The sequence below is a fragment of the Anaerovibrio lipolyticus genome (assembly GCF_021531495.1).
Taxonomy (GTDB): Bacteria; Bacillota; Negativicutes; order Selenomonadales; family Selenomonadaceae; genus Anaerovibrio.
The window spans coordinates 46,074-65,062 of sequence record NZ_JADYTY010000008.1 but is presented as its reverse complement, the minus strand read 5'-3'; the positions used below and the strand labels follow the sequence as shown (position 1 = coordinate 65,062).

At 41.8% G+C, this 18,989-nt stretch carries 16 protein-coding genes; 12 read left to right on the top strand and 4 right to left on the bottom strand.

Annotated elements, in window-relative coordinates; genetic code table 11:
* From I6E26_RS04795 to I6E26_RS04785, 3 genes are all read right to left on the bottom strand, one after another.
* A partial coding sequence (locus I6E26_RS04795) for a hypothetical protein (RefSeq protein WP_235320721.1) occupies positions 1-763 on the bottom strand: 763 nt, incomplete at its 3' end.
* Positions 763-1,830, bottom strand: a complete 1,068-nt coding sequence (locus I6E26_RS04790; protein WP_235320720.1) for an ATP-binding protein — start codon at positions 1,828-1,830, stop codon at positions 763-765. The genes I6E26_RS04795 and I6E26_RS04790, both read right to left, overlap by 1 nt.
* Before the next feature lie 67 nt (positions 1,831-1,897).
* Complete coding sequence (locus tag I6E26_RS04785; RefSeq protein WP_235320719.1) at positions 1,898-2,167, bottom strand: hypothetical protein; 270 nt, start codon at positions 2,165-2,167, stop codon at positions 1,898-1,900.
* 311 nt (positions 2,168-2,478) lie between these two features.
* On the opposite strand from I6E26_RS04785, the gene I6E26_RS04780 reads away from it, so the two are divergent.
* From I6E26_RS04780 to I6E26_RS04745, 8 genes are all read left to right on the top strand, one after another.
* Positions 2,479-4,101, top strand: coding sequence for a hypothetical protein (locus I6E26_RS04780; protein WP_235320718.1), 1,623 nt, complete (start codon positions 2,479-2,481; stop codon positions 4,099-4,101).
* Between the two features lie 71 nt (positions 4,102-4,172).
* Positions 4,173-5,180 carry a DNA (cytosine-5-)-methyltransferase gene (dcm, locus tag I6E26_RS04775; protein ID WP_235320717.1) on the top strand — a complete coding sequence of 336 codons (1,008 nt, stop codon included), beginning with the start codon at positions 4,173-4,175 and terminating at the stop codon, positions 5,178-5,180.
* 69 nt (positions 5,181-5,249) lie between these two features.
* On the top strand, positions 5,250-5,657 hold the full coding sequence (locus tag I6E26_RS04770) for a very short patch repair endonuclease (protein ID WP_235320716.1): 408 nt from the start codon (positions 5,250-5,252) through the stop codon (positions 5,655-5,657).
* A 147-nt stretch (positions 5,658-5,804) separates the two neighbouring features.
* Entirely contained in the window at positions 5,805-7,256 is a 1,452-nt protein-coding gene (locus I6E26_RS04765; RefSeq protein ID WP_235320715.1) for an ATP-binding protein, read from the top strand.
* A gap of 1 nt (position 7,257) precedes the next feature.
* Positions 7,258-10,074, top strand: a complete 2,817-nt coding sequence (locus tag I6E26_RS04760) for a Z1 domain-containing protein (RefSeq protein ID WP_235320714.1) — start codon at positions 7,258-7,260, stop codon at positions 10,072-10,074.
* A gap of 5 nt (positions 10,075-10,079) precedes the next feature.
* Positions 10,080-11,045 (top strand): PD-(D/E)XK motif protein, encoded by a 966-nt coding sequence (locus I6E26_RS04755; protein ID WP_235320713.1) that lies wholly within the window; start codon positions 10,080-10,082, stop codon positions 11,043-11,045.
* Positions 11,035-13,146: an AIPR family protein gene (locus I6E26_RS04750; protein ID WP_235320712.1), complete on the top strand. Its 2,112-nt coding sequence runs from the start codon at positions 11,035-11,037 to the stop codon at positions 13,144-13,146. Before I6E26_RS04755 ends, I6E26_RS04750 begins: the two co-directional genes overlap by 11 nt.
* 46 nt (positions 13,147-13,192) lie before the next feature.
* On the top strand, positions 13,193-13,999 hold the full coding sequence (locus tag I6E26_RS04745; RefSeq protein ID WP_235320711.1) for an HNH endonuclease: 807 nt from the start codon (positions 13,193-13,195) through the stop codon (positions 13,997-13,999).
* A 91-nt stretch (positions 14,000-14,090) separates the two neighbouring features.
* Here the strand turns inward: I6E26_RS04745 and lgt are convergent, their stop codons facing one another.
* Positions 14,091-14,864, bottom strand: coding sequence for a prolipoprotein diacylglyceryl transferase (gene lgt, locus I6E26_RS04740; RefSeq protein WP_235320710.1), 774 nt, complete (start codon positions 14,862-14,864; stop codon positions 14,091-14,093).
* Positions 14,865-15,152: 288 nt separating this feature from the next.
* Between lgt and pth the strand changes: the two genes are divergently transcribed.
* The 4 genes from pth (at position 15,153) to I6E26_RS04720 (ending at position 18,984) form a co-directional block, all read left to right on the top strand.
* Positions 15,153-15,761 carry an aminoacyl-tRNA hydrolase gene (gene pth / locus I6E26_RS04735; RefSeq protein ID WP_235320709.1) on the top strand — a complete coding sequence of 203 codons (609 nt, stop codon included), beginning with the start codon at positions 15,153-15,155 and terminating at the stop codon, positions 15,759-15,761.
* Between the two features lie 52 nt (positions 15,762-15,813).
* Positions 15,814-17,046 carry a radical SAM protein gene (locus tag I6E26_RS04730; protein WP_235320725.1) on the top strand — a complete coding sequence of 411 codons (1,233 nt, stop codon included), beginning with the start codon at positions 15,814-15,816 and terminating at the stop codon, positions 17,044-17,046.
* A gap of 141 nt (positions 17,047-17,187) precedes the next feature.
* Positions 17,188-17,970, top strand: coding sequence for a CheR family methyltransferase (locus I6E26_RS04725; protein WP_235320724.1), 783 nt, complete (start codon positions 17,188-17,190; stop codon positions 17,968-17,970).
* An 18-nt stretch (positions 17,971-17,988) separates the two neighbouring features.
* Complete coding sequence (locus I6E26_RS04720) at positions 17,989-18,984, top strand: phenylacetate--CoA ligase family protein (protein WP_235320708.1); 996 nt, start codon at positions 17,989-17,991, stop codon at positions 18,982-18,984.
* The last annotated feature ends 5 nt before the right edge of the window (positions 18,985-18,989 follow it).

The window sequence follows — 18,989 nt, the reverse complement described above, 5'->3', positions numbered from 1 at the left end:
TACCTTCGTACTGAGGTATACTACCAGAAAGGTTTTTATCTTTTTCTTCTATCTTATTCTTAGGCGACTGGGAAGCCTTGGGGCACAAGGGCTGAGAGGCTGTTAATGTTCCGCTTTTTGTTCCGTTTTTTGTTCCGCACTTTGTTCCTCCAGACGGAACATTAGACGGAACAGGCTCATTTGGAGGATTAGTTAATGTTCCGCTTTTTGTTCCGCATTGTGTTCCGTGATTTGTTCCTCCAAACGGAACATTCTCATCTGGTAAGGCTGTTAATGTTCCGCTTTTTGTTCCGCATTGTGTTCCGTGATTTGTTCCTTCAAACGGAACATTCTCCTCTGGTAAGTTTGTTAATGTTCCGCTTTTTGTTCCGCATTGTGTTCCGTAGTTTGCTCCTTCAACAGGAACATATTCAGGTTGATAAAATTCTTCATCATCTACGATGCCAGCAGAGAATTTAATATCATACAAAGGAACTAAATGATACTCTGTACGCCTATGGAGAGCACTTCCAGACTGTCTTATCTGAATATATTCTAGGTCAACAAGAATACGGCGGTTGCTGTATAGAAAACTGGCAGAATTGTTTCCTATAAGACAGGTTAGTTTTCTGGTAGTAAGTGTAAGCCAATCATATTTCCATTTTGTTTTGTTAAATTCCTTGAACAGTACAAGATATAACAAAACGGCACCAGGGGGTAGGCAATCAATTTCTCGTTTTTCCAAGAATCCATTCATCTGATTGATATAAGATAATCTGCTCATTATGCAACCCCCTTGCTGATAGCTGTTGTTTCTTTCTTGAATGTAGACAAAGCATTTAGATACCGTCTGCGCTGGCTTGGCCCTTTGGTTTCCAGGACAAGGCATTTGGCGGTTAGTCTGTCCATAATGCGTTCAGAGTACATATATTTCAGCTCCTGACAGTTTTTGTTGGTAGTAACAATGGTCGTTTTGTTGTTGGCATGACGGCGGAAAACAATCTGCTCCAGCTTGGATTTTACATAATCCGGTCTGGTGCCCTCTGCGCCCAAATCATCCAGTACCAGTACAGATACCTGACAGAGCACCTGCATACGCTGGGCATAGGCGGATTTGTTTTCCCGCTCTAGTACGGACAACTCATCCAACAGACTCATTACCAGCTCCATACGACCGTTGATACCAGCCTTGAAACAGGCAAGGAGGATAGCTGCTCCATAGGAGCTTTTGAGAGTGCCGCAGGGACCGGTAATAATAAGACCATTGCCATTTGCTATACAGCTATCCAGATTATTGATAAAGGAAGCCACGCGATAATGCACATACTCCAACTGTTCAGGAATCCCCTGCTGACTAATATAATCAATGGTGCAGTTATGGAACATAGGGGGCAGACCAGCTTCTGTCAGATTATTTTTATTCTCGTACTGTCGACGGATTTTTTCTCTGGAAATACTCTCCTGTTCCTCAAAAAGCTGTTTTGTATGCTTTTGCCTAGCAAGCTCTACGGCCTTGGCAGGACTGATTTCGCCCCGAAGCTCATAGTCCATTTCTTCCTTATGGGCTTTGGCCTTTTCGTCACTGTATTTCTGGGACTTGTGCATGATACTGATAGATATATGGCGGTAGCGTTCTTCCATATGAAGCAGATTGGCCAGATTGCGCCAATGTATATTGCTACACAGTTCTTTTTCTTCCTCGGTAAGGGGGAGAGAAGCAATCTGCTCCTGGGTAAGAGGGGAATCAAGAGGCAGGTCGACTGCCAAATTATATGCTATGGATATAGCCTCATAATCAATGTCTGGGAAGTTTGAGCTTCTATCTATGGGGGTGTCGGTATAATCCTTCATGTAATATCCTCCTAATATATACAATATTTCATAAAATTAAACCAACTCAACCGTAATGCAAAAAAATTTAGGCTGTCTGACATTGCTCAGAGGAGATATCCACATCATCGCTCCAGCTATCAAAAAGCTCATTTGTCCATTCTAACCTCACATTATAATGTGCCTTGCGGTTGGGGTGTGTTACCAGGAGTCGTCCTGCATCTGTCAACTGCTTCCGCAGCTTGCAGAAATAACCGTGGGAAATATCCAGATTGTGAAGAAGTTTGTGCTCTGGAATTTCGCCCTGCCCTAATCGGCAGATTTCCCTGAGAAGATCCATTGTACTTGCTTTTACCATTTCTAAAAAATCCCTCCTAAAAAATGTTTAGGCAGGAAGTTACACGAAAAAATTATTAGGATAGTTTGGGTTTAGACCTTAATTAAAAGAGAATCGTATGATTCCTGCCTATATAAGTCATTATACTATGCAACAATAGGAAATGGAAGTAAGCAATACTAAATATAATTTTAATTTTTAATAGATTTTATTAATATTATAAAGCCATAAAAGAGTATAATTTTTTGTAGAAGTTTTATTTTTAGCAGGAAATAAAACTTTTATGGCGAATATAGTGAGTATCGAACAGATTTGAAAGCGAGGGAAAAGGTATGTGGAAGGATTTGCCAGAGGAACAGCGTCAGGAATATAAGAAAATGATTTTGGCTTTTGCCAGCCTTTCCAAGATGTTTACCCAAAAAGAGGGCAGCAAAAATGAAGAAATAAGCGGTCAATCTGAGGATAATCAAAATCAGGATGGGGATATACCTATCCCGGTAGTTAATTCCAAATATCAGGAAACGGTATTTCAGCGGGTATTTGGAGCCACGGCAGAGGATATAAACAATACTTCTTTTGATGCTGCTCTGCAGCTAAAGACAGCTTCTGGCGATGTAAAAAAATATTTGGTTGGTCTAAAGGTATTTCAGGCAAAAGGAGCCAGTGGACAAAAGGTTGCCCAATTCAAGGCCAATCGTGATGAATGGTCGGAACTGCTGGAGCAGATACGGAGTAATGCTCAGGGGCTGAAAAATAAGCAGGAAATAGATAGAGTAAATCATGATTTGTATATGAAGCTGGCGGAGAATATCTCTGATGTGAGAAATGCCCGCATTGAATCATCAGAAGAGAATCTGAAGGGATTCAAGATAGATACGGATAATGATGATGTGGAGGCAGTATATCATTTTATTATGCCACTGCTGACAAAGGACAAGCAGCCCTGTCTGCGGGTAGGGGAAACCAGCTACACCAAAATCGATATTGATAATTTGTCTGTAGAGGGGTGTGTAGGTGTCGGAACACCCACCAATTTCAAATTTACAGATGGCAGACATCAATATAGATTTTCCTCTTCGGATCATCAGTTATCCATGAATTTCAGCAATTATGTTATGGAAGATGAATGGGATGTGCGGTATGCTGAGGATGCCTATGCTATTTTTGCTGGTATTGCCAATCAGATCTATGGCATGGAAGCACCAAAAAAGGAAAAGGAATTGCAGAGGGATAAAATATCTGAGTCCTATGCGTGGAAAATCAAGATAGAAAAATGTTCCGGTTTTAATGGTTTCAATGGTGCACCTAAGATGGGCAAACCTCAGAGAGTCAAAAGGCTGGTAAAAATTAAGGAAGAATATGGCGGCATTGTGGATGATGAGCTGTTGCAAAATATTTGCAGCATGGTAGGGGATATTTTTGCAACCTCAGATGCAGATAAGCGTAATGTTATTAGACAAAATATCCGCGAACTGTTGGCTGTAATTGGCAATGAACAGCTGACTAAAGAAGTATTGTCTATGATAATGCGTCCTCAGCATGAGGTGTATATACCAATACCAGGCTCCAGAACATTTCATGAAAGCCACCCTGATTTCTTTGCACCAAGGGCAGGAACATTCAAGCAGGAAAAATCTATGACGAATAAACTGGCACTGCCAAAGGAAGATAGGGTATTTGATTTGATATTTGAGCCATCAGGAACAAAAGTAAAGGCTTTTATTACTCAGGATAATGGCAAGGCTATAGAATCCCTTGAAAGCCAGGCAATTTTAGGTAAATGGATATTGCAGGGTGTTTTCCAGCTAAAGCCATATGAGCCGCTGACAGAGGAACGCTTGCGGCGGGTAGGTATTAATGGTATGAGGTTTTATAAGCTTAAAGGACAGGAAGGTGTGCACTTGGAATTTATCTGGATAGACAGCGAACACAAGCCTGATGATTTATTGGATTGAAATATATTATTGATTGATGGAGATTTTTTTGCTATAATGTTCTTATTTGTTGAAAGGGGGAACTTATAGCTATGCTGACGATTGCGTCTTTTTTTGCCGGTGTAGGTGGCATTGATTTAGGCTTCCAGCAGACAGGTAGATGCAGGACGGTATATGCAAATGAGTTTGATTCCTATCCAGCAGCTACTTTTCAGGAAAATTTTCCCATCAAGGTTGATTTACGAGATATTAACAAGGTAAAATCTGCGGATGTACCTATTACTGATATTATCGTAGGTGGTTTTCCATGCCAGGCTTTTTCCATAGCTGGATTGAGGCAGGGCTTTCAGGATGAAAAGGGCAGAGGAGAGCTTTTTTTCCAGTTAGCAAGAATTGTTAATGCTAATAGACCGGAAGCAGCACTTTTTGAGAATGTGAAGAATCTGGTATCTCATGACGATGGTCGGACATTCCGTATTATCTGCGAGGAATTGCAGAATATGGGCTATCATATTGAGTACAAGGTACTTAATGCTATGAAATATGGCAATGTGGCACAGAATAGAGAAAGAATCTATATAGTAGCATTTCAGAACGAGGCAGCTAGGCAGGCTTTTCAGTGGCCGGAGGAGATTCCTTTGACCAATACTGTGCGGGATATTATTGATTTTGAAGGTAATGTGCCAGACCGTTATTATTACACTGAGGGCCGTTTTGCTGGCGATATTTATGAGCAGCTGAAAGAAGCTATGGAGGATGATGATATAGAGAATCCTGCTATCTACCAGTGGCGGAGAAAATATGTCAGAAAGAATCAGAGCGGTGTAATTCCTACCCTTACTGCCAATCAGGGAGGCGGCGGTCACAATGTATGCCTGATTAAAACTAGACATGGTATACGGAAAATGACTCCTAGAGAGTGTTTTACAGCTCAGGGCTTTGATAGGGATAATTTTGTACTGCCTGAACAGAGCGATACCAGATTGTACAAGGAAGCAGGCAATTCTGTCTGTGTGCCTGTTATTCGCCGCATTGCAGAAGCTATGCTGCAGGCCTTGGATAATACAGGTTATGTGGCTTTGGAAGATAGGCCTCGCTAAGTTTGATATTGGGAGAAAAGGTGTATGCAGAGGTTTTGCATACACCTTTTTTGCAGGAGCCTTAAGATTATGGACGATATGACACCAGCACAAAGAAGCCGTAATATGGCACATATCAGAGCAACAGACAGCAAGCCTGAGATATTGCTGCGCAAAGCATTGTGGCATAGAGGTATACGCTATCGGAAGAATTGGCGCAAATTAACAGGCTGTCCGGATATAGTTCTAACCCGACAGAAAATAGCTATCTTTGTGGATGGGGATTTTTGGCATGCCAGAGGGTATCAGGATAGACCGGGAAGCCAGATAGACACCAATCAATCATATTGGCAGAAGAAGCTGGCTCGCAATGTGGAGCGGGATAGAGAGGTAAATGACCAGCTTACAGAACAGGGATGGCTGGTGCTGCGGTTCTGGGAAAGCGATATAAAGAAAGATTTGGATAATGTGCTGGCAGAGATATTGAGCTACATATGATAAAGATGACCGGTCTAAGCAATTAGGCCGGTTTTTTGTGCATAATTTTCTTTAAATTTACATATTATTATGTAGTTTAGCAGGAATTGTATTATAGTTGTAGAATATATAATTAAACATATTTTTATTTATTGGGAGTATTCACCTATGAAAACTAAATGCTTATTACCGGAACCGTTGGCTATGATGGAATCTACCAGAGCAATTGGTTATTCCACGGAAACGGCGGTTGCAGATATATTAGACAATAGCTTGGCCGCAGGAGCGGAAAATATAGATATTTTTTATATGCCAGCCAGCAATGAACAAAATGCTTATGTGGCTATAATAGATGATGGTGTTGGCATGAATGGCGATGAAATTGATACTGCCATGCGTTATGGTGGAAGAAGCCCGCTGGAGGACAGGGAGAAAAATGACTTGGGGCGTTTTGGTCTAGGACTTAAAACAGCCTCTTTATCCCAATGTGATAAATTGACTGTGGTTTCCAAGCAGGGGGATAAGCTGGAAGCCAGATGCTGGGATATGGAGCTTATTAGGGAGAATAAAACCTGGGTTATTATGGTATTGAACAGCAGAGATATAAAAAAAATACCTCTGCTGGAGGAGCTTAAAGAAAAAAGCTCTGGCACAATGGTTTTGTGGGAAAATCTGGACAGGATGCAGCAGGGAGAAAATATTAGAAATGTATTTAATTCCCGTATGGATGTAGTGCGCAGCCATATTTCCTTGGTATTTCACAGATTTTTGTCAGGCAGCGACGGTCAAAAAAAGGTGCATATCAATATGAATGGCGTACCTGTGGAGCCATCAGATCCATTCCTGATGAAAAAAAGCCAGCAGCTGATACCTCCTTATGAGGTCAGCAGTAAAATCCGGGTTATGCCAATCCAGCTGCCTCATGTTTCCAAAATGACCAAAAAGGATCATAAATTATTGGGAATTACAGAGGATTTGGCCAAAAATCAGGGGTTTTATATCTATCGCAACAGAAGGCTCATTATTTGGGGGACATGGTTCCGCCGTATGAAAAAATCACCGCTGTCACAGTTGGCGAGAATCTGCATTGATATTCCCAGTGATTTTGATAGTGAATGGGTACTGGATGTAAAAAAGTCTACAGCAACACCGCCTCCGTTCATCATTAGTGCTTTGGAAGAGTTGATTAGAAATGTAGCAGAGAAAAGCAAGCGGACTTGGACTTATCGAGGCAGGAAAGAAACCAGTGACAAAATACAGCATATTTGGAATAGGCGCAAAACCAGGGATGGGGGCTTCTTCTATGAAGTTAATGAAGAGCACCCTCTGGTAACGAGGTTTTTGGAAAAACATCCCGGTTGCGACCATGATTTGAAGCAGCTGCTTCTTTTGACAGGGGAGATGCTTCCTCTCAATCAGCTGATGCTGGATTTGAATAATGATAATGTGGAAATAGAGAATGAAACCAAGATAACGGAAAAGCAGGTTAGAAGTATGCTGGACTCCTTTGTGCAGAATATGCCGGCAGGGGTGGTAACAGGTGCTTTGAAGAATCTAAAGGATGTAGAGCCTTTCCATAGTTATCTGAATGTTTTGGAAGAATATATAGGAGATAATTAAAATGATTGATATCAATGATATAAAGCGTGCATTCCTAAATAATGCACAGGATGTATATAATAATAACGGAGATAAAACCGCAGCAGGTTTGGAGAAAGCAGCCTCAACAGTAAGAGCTGCAATGAACATGATGGGGATGGGTTCCATTGATGATGAAGCTTATGAAGAGCTTTTGGCTCAGCTGCAGGAAATGGTCAGCGTAACAATGAATTTTGATGGGGGAGTAATTACTGGCGAAAAGGACTATCATCATTGGCTTGCAGCAGATGGAGCAAATATTGATTGGAAGTTCTGGGAGAGATACAGAAGCTATTTGATAAGAAAAAAAGGGTGGCCTAGTCAGGTTGTCCAGTCTCTGGATGAGGCTAGTAATGCCATTGTAGATTTGGCAGGAGATCCAAGACAGGAAGAAGGGTTTTTACGAAAGGGATTAGTTATAGGTGATGTACAGTCTGGTAAAACAGCTACCTATACAGCTATTTTAAACAAGGCTGTAGATGCTGGATATAAAGTGTGTATTGTTCTTACAGGTATGTTAGAGGATCTGCGTAGACAGACGCAAAGCAGATTAGATGCGGAGTTTGCGGGGCGCAGCAGTTTTGACACACTGAATAATCCTAGCAAGAGAGGCAGGAAAAGGGCAGTAGGGGTTGGCGAAAAAGATCCCAGCATTTATGTGGCTCAGTTTACATCTACAACCAGTGATTTTGACGCTGCTATTGTTGATAGACTGCAGCTGGATATCAAAGATATTACAGTGCCGGTTTTGTTTGTAGTAAAAAAGCAGAAAAATATTTTAAACAATTTGGCTGTATGGTTGGAAAGATCCGTTAATGAGCGTACTAATAAAATTATGCAGCCTATGCTTCTGATTGATGATGAAGCAGATAATGCTTCTATAAATACCAGCGGTGATGACAATTCTCCAACGGCTATAAATAAAGGGATTCGCAGAATCCTGAATATGTTTCATAAGGCTGCCTATGTAGGTGTTACAGCTACGCCTTTTGCTAATATATTTATACAGCCAGATTTAGAGGATGAAAATCAAAACGATAATATGGAAGCAGAGAGACTTTCCAAGGCAGATTTATTCCCTAGCAATTTTATTTATGCGTTGAAAACGCCAAGTAATTATATTGGAGCTACTAAAATATTTGGAGATGAAAGCAGTTATGGTGACGACAAAGCGCCAAATGAATATATGCTGGAAGAAATAAATACTGATGAAATGGAGCAGATTATTCCCTATAAGCATAAGAAAGAGCTGGAAATACACAAACTGCCTTCAGATTTGGAAAGTGCTTTATATTACTTTCTATTGATAAATGCAGTGCGAGATTGCCGTGCAGCAACGCAGAAGGAATATAAGCCGGATAAGGAAACTCATCGTTCAATGATGATTCATGTCAGCAGGTTTACGGCTGTGCAAAGCAGAATATATAATTTGGTTAATGACTGGCTGTATAAGGTAAAAAGCGAAATTCAGAATTATGCAGCGCTTCCCAAAACAGACGTAAAGGATAATGAGGTATTGAATGAAATGGAGCGCATTTATACCAAAATGCTGGCAGAGAATGTGAAAATAGATTGGGAAAAACTAAGAAGGAAATATCTGTATAAGGCTGTGGCGGGTATAGAAATGCGGTTGCAGAACAGCGCTAAAAGAACCGACAATAGCAAGGCTTTAGATTATAATGGATATAATGAGGGATTGCGGGTTATAGCTGTAGGCGGTAACAGCTTTTCCCGCGGATTGACCTTGGAGGGGCTGTGTGTTACCTTCTTTTATCGCCGCTCCTTGATGTATGATACCTTGATGCAGATGGGGCGTTGGTTTGGCTACCGTCCTTGGTGTGCGGATTTGTGCCGCATCTGGCTGGCTCCAGATGCTATTGGCTGGTATCGTTATATAACAGACGCAATTGAAGAGTTGAAGGATCAGATCCGCTATATGCAAAGTCAGGATTTAACTCCAAGTGAATTTGGCCTAAGGGTGCGCAGGCATCCTGCTTCTCTCATAGTTACTGCCAGAAATAAAATGCGTTCGGCAGAAACTGTTCGCAGAGCGGTAACACTAAGCCATCGTTATTTGGAATCTCCAAATTTATTGGATAATGCTGAGGCTTTAGAGCAGAATCGCAACCAATTTATTAATTTTATAAAGAGGATGCCACCGGTGCATACTGCTCAGGATGTAATTCATTCAGATGTATTCTGGCGCGGTGTTAGTGGAGAAGTTGTTGCAGATTTGGTTACAAGCTTTAAATCATCCCACTGGAATCTTGCTTTCCAGGGCAATGCATTATATAGGTATATTAGACAGAATTTATCGGATAATATTTGGGATGTGGCAGTTGTAAGTGGTGAAAGTGAAAAGAATGTAAATATTCCTACCAAGCACGGTAGTATTTCGATAAATCCTGTGTGCCGTAAGATTACAAAACGCAATGATGTAATTCAAATAGGTGGAAGCAAGTTGAGAATTGCTTCTGTAGGAGTTACTCAAAATGGGTTAACAAAAAAACAGATTGGAGAGGTTAAAAAAGAATTTTATGATGAGAAAACAAAAAAACAAAGACATCCTTCCAGCAGTGGTTATATGATAAAGAATCGCCGGCCTCTTTTAGTATTATTTTTTATAGAGCCAACAAAAGATACTAAAAATCCGGTTGATTTGGAAACACTGCCTCCTATATTGTGTGCTTTGGGACTAGGTTTTCCTAGTACGGGAGAAAAGGAAAAAACCATAGAATATGAGGTTAATTTGGTTGATTGGCAGAATGAATATGCTGGTATGTATGATGATGAGGAATGATATTTATGGATAGACAGCAGTTGGAACAGCAGTGGCAGCGGACTGTGCAAAAGAAAAATATGGGAACAAGGCTGAATATCCAGCATCCCTTGGAGTTTTATACTGGCTTTGATGATTCCTGTCATATGGTTTTGGCTACAGTCAGTACCCATCAGCAGAAAAAATTTACCAATACTAAGTCCATAGCCTGTCGAACTTTTCAACAGGATGGCAGTTATCACTATGTCTTTACCCTGAATGATACGGCCAAGAAAGAGATATTCCTTGATGTATGTGCGGATATTATTAATTATTCCGCCCAAACAAATAGTGATTACCAAGCTCTGACAGCATTATGTTCCCGCTATGAGTCATGGCAGGAAATGCTGGGCAGGGTGCGGGGCAATCTATTAAGCGAGGCAGCGCAAAGAGGTCTGATAGGAGAGCTTACTTTTTTGTATCGCCGTATAAAGGAAAATCCGGATCAGAGCCATGATATTATTACAGGCTGGCAGGGGCCGGAACGAGAGTGGCGTGATTTTGTTTTAAAAGATTTATGGTATGAGATTAAGACTGTCAAGCAGGGTGTGTCAGAGGTAAAAATATCTTCCTTAGCTCAGCTTGATACATCAGAAGCAGGACAATTGGTAGTATATCAATTGGAAAAAACAACCGCTGACAAACCGGGGGCTGTTACCCTAAATAAACTGGTTTCTGCACTAAGTAAAATAATAAGTGATTGCGGCAGCGGCAGGGAAATTTTTATCCGTAAGCTGCTGCAATATGGATATGAGGAAAATGAGGAGTATGATAAAAATTCCTTTATTGTTAGAGATGAATGTGTTTATCGGGTAGATGATACTTTTCCAGCTTTAAGGTTAGGTACTGTTCCCCAGGCCGTTATCAAGGCAGAATATACTTTAAGCCTGAATGGTATAGCTGATTGGCTGGAGAAGCAGCAGGAGTTGGGGGATTTGTATAATGGAATATAGTGAATTTAAGAACCAATTGCTGCAGGCAGTAAATGCGGCTGCCGTCAGTCAGGGCGAAGGGACTCATGCAGCTTTTTTGCAGATTGTTACAGATGAATATATGGTGGCTTCGGACTATTTGCCTGAATCTATAGAGCAAGCTTATTTCAGCCGCCAAGGTGCCCGCAATCGCAAGATGCAGATAAATGGCTACTATGAAGATGCAGCAGATGGCAGTTTTTCGCTGTTTCTGGTTGATTACGAGGAAGGTAATAAAACCTTGACCAAGAGCAGGGCGGAAACAGATTTCGGTCGCTTGAAGCATTTTGCAGAAGAAGCTATCAATACAAATTTATATTTGGAAGTTGAGCCAAGTCTGCCAGTTGCAGATGCTATTGACAGAATCAGGGAGCTTAACCAGAATGGTGAAATAACTAAATTTAAATTGTATGTGTTGACCAATGCGGAAAAAAGCCGTAACTTAACCAACCTGCCAAAATTGTTGGTTAATAAAATTCCTGCCGATTGTATTCTGTGGGATATGGAGCGCATATATAATATTGCTGTTTCAGGTTCTGTTAAGGAGCCTATTGAGATAGACTTTCGGGAGTATGTGACAGAGGGGATTCCCAGCTTGGAGGCTAGTGCAGTATCTAATCAAGTATATAAAAGTTATCTCTGTGTTATTCCTGGGCGGGTTTTGGCAGATGTTTACGATAAATATGGAAGCCGATTACTGGAAGGCAATGTCCGCTCTTTTTTGTCAGTAAAACGGAAAGTTAATAAGAAAATACGCGCCACCATTCTGAATGAACCAGACCGCTTTTTTGCATATAACAATGGTATTGCGGCTACAGCCTTGGAGTTAAAGCTTGAACATGATGCGGGCGGCTTGAAATTGGTCTGGGCTAAGGATTTTCAGATTATAAATGGTGGTCAGACTACGGCTTCCCTTGCTACAGCTAGATTTAAGGACAAAGCTGATTTGGATAATATCTATGTGCAGATGAAGCTGACCTTGATTGGCGAAATGGAGCAGGATGCGGCAGATACTTTGATTAACGATATTTCCCGCTCCTCCAATAGCCAAAATGCAGTTAGTGAAGCAGATTTCTTTGCTACATCACCATTCCATGTGGAGATGGAGAAAATATCCCGCCGTATTCTGGCACCAGCTGTAGATGGTGCTCAATATGAAACCTATTGGTTTTATGAGCGTGCCCGTGGTCAGTTTGCCCAGACTCAGATGAAAATGACTAAGGCGCAAAAAAATCAATATTTGAGGCAGCATCCTAAGGAGCAGGTTATTACTAAAACAGATCTGGCAAAATATCGCTATAGCTGGGAGGGGTATCCTCAGTATGTAAGCCGTGGTGCTCAGACGAATTTTATGAAATTTGCTGAGGAAGTCAGCGAAAAATGGGAATCCAATAAAGCGGTATTTAATGAATACTGGTTTAAGGAATCTGTAGCTATGGCTATTATGTTTAAGACCATAGAAAAAATAGTTTCTAAAGCAGCATGGTATCCCAAGGCATATAGAGCTAATATTGTAACATATACTATGGCAGAGTTTCATTATCTCTTGAAGGAACAGTACCCAAAGGATGAATTTAATTTTGAGTACATATGGAAAGAGCAGAAGCTTCCCGATATGATGAATGATTTCTTTGATGAATTGGCACACAAGGTTTGTGACTTCATTACAGACAGTTCTGATACAGTCCGTGTGACCTCAAATGTTACTCAGTGGTGTAAAAAAGATGGCTGCTGGAAAAACATGAAGGAAAAGATAGATATGCATATTCCTATGGAAATTGCGGAAATGCTTCAATTGCGGGCAGACAAGAAAAAAGCACAGCGCAAAGCGGCCTCTGTTCAGAAGTTTGATAACAATATTTCATCTTTGGAAAAAGTGGTAGCGCTATATGGCAAGTGGGATATTATAGCCAAGGATGCCAGGGCGCTTAAACTTGTGCGTACAGACAAACAGATGAAAGCTTTGAGTACAGCAGAAAAATGGTCGAGGGGCACTTCCAGTAAAATGCCACAGGAATTTCAGGCAAGTATTTTGTTGACTATTTTGGAGCAGTTGAAAGATAATGGGAAAATATATGAATAGCTGATTTTGGTGGGGCTGTTCTGTAAATCCAGCAGGGGATGGTTGTATGGCTGAACGAAGAAATTGGACAAGAGAGGAAATTCTGGTGGCGATGGCTTTGTATCATCAGATTCCCTTTGGTAAGATTGGCAGGAATAATCCGGAAATTATTTCCTTGGCAAAGGTGCTGGGGAGGACTCCTTCGGCCTTGGCTATGAAAATGTGCAATCTTGCCAGCTTTGACCAAACCCTGCGGGATAGAAATGTCAACGGCTTGTCTAATGGCAGTAAGCTGGATAAGGAGATTTGGCAGGAATTTGCTGGCAGGACAGAGGAAATTGCTATCCGCAGTGCTGAAATTGTGGCGGAGCTGAAAGAGAAAAATATTGAGGAAGAGTCTTATAATAATGGCTTTGCGGTTAATGAGAGTATTTATGATGACTTGCCTTATGTTATTGGAGGAGAGAGCATAGCTCAGCGAAAAGAGCGGATTGGACATAGATTTTTTCATAATGCTGTGCTCAGCAGTTATGAAAATAGCTGCTGTATAACAGGTGTAAAGGTGCCTGAGCTTTTGAGAGCCAGCCATATAAAGCCCTGGGCTGTCAGCACACCGGAGGAAAAGACAAATCCTGCCAATGGCCTGTGCCTGAATGCTTTGCATGATGCAGCCTTTGATAAGGGACTGATTACAGTGAGAAAGGATTTTAGTATCTGCGTTTCTGACAAACTGAAAAAATATGAGCGCATGGAGGATTCTATGCGCAAACTGCTGATTGAATTAGAGGGAATAAAAATAATACTGCCTCATAGATTTCAGCCAGATAAGGAGTTTTTGGAATACCACAATGATGTAATATTTCAACATGGATAATAAAAATATTAAGGATTTTTCTCACTGTTCGATTGTATGTTTCAGGCCACGGCCTATATGCAGTGCTCAGGGAACCAAGAATCCCCTGCCTTCAGGCACGGGGATTGTCAAACCAGAGGTAAATATATACTGCCAGGGCAATGGTAAAGGCAGTAATGCTGGTCATCTGGGCGGATTTAAAGATACCGAAAACCAGGTTGGTATAGTCTCCTCGGAGATATTCCAAAAAGAAGCGGGCTGTGCTGTATAGCATAACATACAGTGCAAAAGCCTGTCCTTTAGCATGGGGAAAAGCCCGGTAGAGAAGCAGCAGGCCAAAAATAACAAAATCCAGCTGGCCCTCCCAGATTTCTGCTGGCCAAAGGGGTTGGGCACCGTAGGTATGATAGGCCAAGGTGGTTTCGGGATAAAGAATGCCAAAATTACTTCCTGTTGGAGCACCGAAGGCATCACCATTTAGCAAATTGGCACAGCGGCCTAGACCTTGGCCAAAGACAATGGCAGGGGCGCAAATATCCATCATAGCAGGAATATCGATTTTGTGTCGCCAGCAATAAAAAACCCCAGTGGCCACGCCTAGCACAACGCCGCCTTGAATGGCCATGCCTCCCTGCCACACATTAAGGATTTCTGTAAGATGGTGCTGATAATAGCCCCAGTCAAAGAAAAAAACATCCCATAGTCTGGCTCCCAGCAATCCTGCCATGCCGGAATAAATACACATATCCGGTATATGGTCATGCCAGCGTCCATCCTGCTTGGCTAGAAAATAGGCTACAGAGGAAGCTAGAATAATGCTTAGACTAAGTACCAGTCCATAAGCTCGCACGGGAAAATCTCCGATATAAAATAAATATTGATGCATTGCCAAAACCTCACAATAAAGAAAAATATACAAACCGTGTTTTATTTTAGCAGATTGCGTTGAAAAAAAACAGCAGTTATTTTATGACAAAAATTTTTTCTCATGTATGACGAGGTGTCCGATGTCCCATACCTCTATAGGTGGCGGGAAGCTGTGCTACTGACAGGGTGGAGCTAATATCTCCACCCTCGTCGAAACCCCATTGAAAGAAAATGAAAAAATCATTTTCTTTGAATAATTTAGGGGTTATAATAAAAGGACAAGTCTAATATTTAGGAGAAGAAATTAATGAAAATGATTGTAGGTCTGGGGAATCCAGGCAATGAATATGCTGGCACCCGTCACAATGTAGGCTGGATGCTGGTGGATGCACTGGCAGAGCATTTGGGTATCAATGAGTGGCGCAGTCGGGAAAAGGGTATGGTGGCAGAAGGTCGTATTGGCAGTGAAAAGATTTTGCTGGTGAAGCCTCTTACCTATATGAATAACAGTGGCGAATGTGTAGGTCCTTTGATGCGTTGGTACAAGCTGGAGCCAGAGGACATTATGGCAGCCCATGATGATATGGACATTCCCATCGGTACAATTCGTATTCGCAAAAAGGGCAGCGCTGGTGGCCACAATGGCATCAAATCCTTGCTCAGTCATATTGGTTCCGAAAATTTTGGCCGTTTGCGGATTGGTATTGGCCGGCCTCAGCCGGGCTGGAGCGTTATCAATCATGTGCTGGCTAAGTTTAACGACCAGGAGCAGGAGGAAATAGGAGATGCTATCAAGCAGCTTATTCCTGCGGTAGAGTGTATGGTTTTGGAAGGCCCAGATATGGCTATGAACAAATTCAATCCGAAAAAGGTTAAAAAGGCCAAAAAAACTGGGGAGGAAAAGGCTCATGACTAAGAAGCAGAAAAACAGCAAAGCTGGCAAAAAACATACTAAAAACCAGCAGGATATGATATACGCTCTTTATGCAGATGAAAACGGTGAGATTTTCGATGCCCCTGGCATTGGAGCAGTAGGCCGTTTTGGCGATGAGATACGTGCTTTGACACCAGAGGATTTGATTCCTCTGCCAGATAGTGCTGACCTGATGTATTTGCCGGATCGTCAGGCTTTAGGCGTGGATGAGGAGGGCAATATCCTGCCCTTAACTGGTCAGGCTGTATCCGCTATTTTGCCGGCAGGCTATACCAGAACCCTGTTGCCGGGTTTTCAGCTTATGGAAGAAGCCTCTCAGCTGCCTTTATATGGCTATACCGCGGTAGCTGTTTATCAGGATCAGCTGTACGCAGCTGCCATTTATACAGATGAAAATCACAAATGGGATCCAGAGAATTACAATACACCGGATTTAAAGAAATTGGTAAAAAGGGTTAAAAAGGATTTGCCTAACAATCCTTTGGTAGAGCATTTGGCCAATTGTTCTCTGGAATGGCATTGCTGTACAGCAGAGAATCTTTTCTACCGCCGCTGGGAATGTGGTATTCCAACCTCCCCTGTATGTAATGCCAACTGTTTTGGCTGTATTTCCTTGCAGCCGGCGGAATGCTGCCCATCTCCACAGGAGCGAATAAAATTCCGACCTACGCCAGAGCAAATTGCCCAGATAGGTTTATATCATCTTCAAACAGCACCAGAGGGAATTATTAGTTTTGGTCAGGGCTGTGAGGGAGAGCCATCTTTGGCAGCTGTTAATATTAGTCAGGGAATCCGCCTCATTCGCCAGCAGACTGACAAGGGACAGATAAATATCAACACCAATGCAGGCTATACAGAGGGTATCCGTCAGATTGTGGATGCAGGTCTGGATACCATGCGGGTAAGCATTATCAGTGCCCTGCCAGAAAGCTATGCTGCCTATTATCGCAGCAGTTATCAGCTGGAGAATGTGAAGGAATCCATTCGCTATGCTTTGGACAAGGGAATTTATGTATCTCTGAATATGCTGTACTTCCCAGGCTTTAATGATAGAGCTCAGGAGCTGGCTGGTTGGTTGGAATTTTTCCGGGAACTGCCAGTGCAGATGATTCAGGTACGCAATCTGAATATAGATCCAGATGCTTTTTTAGAAATTATGCCAGAAGCTCAGGGAGAAATTTTGGGAACTAGGGCCTTTTTGGCAAAGCTGCATCAGGAATTTCCAAATATGGTAATTGGCAGTTTCAGCCATTATGTAGAGGAATAGGGAAATTTATATTTTTTAGAGGCAAATAAGACAATTGTAATAGAATATGAAAAATTTTCATATAAAAAAAGGATTTTGGCAATTTGTGTAGAATAAAGATACCAATGGTTGGAGTAAATGTAATAAATCGGAGGAATTGTTATTATGGACGAGAGAGATTGGGAAGAGTTTAAAGCAAAGCTGAAGCGTAAGACTGAAATTGATTTGGATTTGTACAAGGCACCTCAGATGCAAAGACGTATTATGAATCTGGCCCGTCGTAATGGCTACGATAAATATAGCGCCTATTTTGACAAGGTTGTACAGGATAAGGATGATTTTGCTGCTTTTATTGAGTATCTGACCATTAACGTATCTGAATTTTTCCGTACACCGGACAAATTTGCCAAGCTGGAGACAGATGTTATTCCAGAGCTGATGAAGCGTTCTTCTCGACTGAATATTTGGAGTGCAGGCTGTTCTATTGGGGCAGAGCCATATTCTTTGGCTATGATTCTCAATGATATGACACCAAATACCCGTCATCGGATTTTGGCTACGGATTTGGATATTGAGATTTTGGGCAAGGCCAAGGCTGGTGTTTATAACGAAAATGAGCTAAAGGCTATGAGTGAGGCTAGAAAGTCCAAGTACTTTACCAGACAAGGGGTTAAGTATGCGGTAAGCCCTGATATTAAACAGCGTATTGAATTTAAGCGTCATAATCTGTTAAAAGATCCTTTTGAAACTGGTTTTGATTTGATTCTTTGCCGTAATGTGGTTATTTATTTTACGGAGGAAGCAAAGGATCAGCTTTATGCTAATTTCTTTAAGGCTCTAAAGCCAGGCGGTATTCTCTTTGTTGGGGCAACAGAGGCCATCCTTAATTTCCGCAAGCTTGGCTATACCAGCTATCAGCCATTCTTTTACCAGAAACCATTCTAAGTTTTAGGAGATGATTAAGTGATAGCTAATCCAGCTATAGAGCAAATGAGCAGGGAGGATATGTCTGAACTGCAATTAAAGAAGCTGCAAAAACGCATAGAATGGGCTATGGAAAAAAGTGCTTTCTATTATAGAAAGTTTACCGATGCGGGAATTAGCAGCAAGGATATAAAATCTCTGGAGGATATTGCTAAGCTGCCTTTTACAACTCTGGATGACCTGCAGAGTGTTTCAATTTACAATCTGTTGACCTTGCCTCTCAGTGCGGTTTTGCGAATTTCCCGCCTAGGCTATAATAATAGCTTTATAAAAATGTACACCAATGGTGATTTGGCTTATCAAATTGAAATGATGACCAGAGTATTGGTGGCTCAGGGCTTAAACAGTGCTGCTGTGGCAGGACTGTTGGGGGAAGCTTCAGACAGCAGATTGATGGATGTACAATATGCTTTGGAGAATATGGGGGTTACCGTAGTTCTTTTGGGCAACAATCCTGAGAATATCAGAGAGCTGATGACTACCTGTCATGTGGATGTGTTGATTAGCGATTTTAAGCAGGTTATGCAGTTGGTGGTTATGTTGCAGGCTAGCAATATTTCTGCTGACGATTTGTTCCTGCCTAAGATTATCTGTATGGAGGAGGGCTTGCAGAACCCTAATCATATTTATATTGAGCAACGCCTGCAGGCAGAGGCTGCCATGGTGTATAATTCTCCAGCCTTGGGTTGTGCTGGTATTATATTCCCTTGTCAGGAGGGAGAGGGTTTCCATATTCAAGAGGACTATTTTTATCCTGAAGTAGTGGAATATGGTACAGATAGAGTTATTACAGAGCCACACAAGGCTGGTGAGCTGGTTTTGACACCGCTGGCAGCTGAGGCTATGCCTATTTTCCGCTATCGCACTGGTCAGGTGGTTATGCGTCTGGATGAGCCATGCCCTTGCGGGCGTACTCTGACCCGGTTGGCTAATCCTACAGAATATGCAGGGGTAGTATGGCAGGCTATGCCATAATTTAA

What these genes read in the sequence shown, in the direction of transcription:
- I6E26_RS04780 (WP_235320718.1), top strand. Translation starts at nt 2,479, where the DNA reads ATGTGGAAGGATTTGCCAGAGGAACAGCGTCAGGAATATAAGAAAATG.
- I6E26_RS04765 (WP_235320715.1), top strand. Translation starts at nt 5,805, where the DNA reads ATGAAAACTAAATGCTTATTACCGGAACCGTTGGCTATGATGGAATCT.
- I6E26_RS04770 (WP_235320716.1), top strand. Translation starts at nt 5,250, where the DNA reads ATGGACGATATGACACCAGCACAAAGAAGCCGTAATATGGCACATATC.
- I6E26_RS04785 (WP_235320719.1), bottom strand. Translation starts at nt 2,167, where the DNA reads ATGGTAAAAGCAAGTACAATGGATCTTCTCAGGGAAATCTGCCGATTA.
- I6E26_RS04790 (WP_235320720.1), bottom strand. Translation starts at nt 1,830, where the DNA reads ATGAAGGATTATACCGACACCCCCATAGATAGAAGCTCAAACTTCCCA.
- I6E26_RS04730 (WP_235320725.1), top strand. Translation starts at nt 15,814, where the DNA reads ATGATATACGCTCTTTATGCAGATGAAAACGGTGAGATTTTCGATGCC.
- I6E26_RS04745 (WP_235320711.1), top strand. Translation starts at nt 13,193, where the DNA reads ATGGCTGAACGAAGAAATTGGACAAGAGAGGAAATTCTGGTGGCGATG.
- I6E26_RS04750 (WP_235320712.1), top strand. Translation starts at nt 11,035, where the DNA reads ATGGAATATAGTGAATTTAAGAACCAATTGCTGCAGGCAGTAAATGCG.
- dcm (WP_235320717.1), top strand. Translation starts at nt 4,173, where the DNA reads ATGCTGACGATTGCGTCTTTTTTTGCCGGTGTAGGTGGCATTGATTTA.
- pth (WP_235320709.1), top strand. Translation starts at nt 15,153, where the DNA reads ATGAAAATGATTGTAGGTCTGGGGAATCCAGGCAATGAATATGCTGGC.
- I6E26_RS04760 (WP_235320714.1), top strand. Translation starts at nt 7,258, where the DNA reads ATGATTGATATCAATGATATAAAGCGTGCATTCCTAAATAATGCACAG.
- I6E26_RS04755 (WP_235320713.1), top strand. Translation starts at nt 10,080, where the DNA reads ATGGATAGACAGCAGTTGGAACAGCAGTGGCAGCGGACTGTGCAAAAG.
- lgt (WP_235320710.1), bottom strand. Translation starts at nt 14,864, where the DNA reads ATGCATCAATATTTATTTTATATCGGAGATTTTCCCGTGCGAGCTTAT.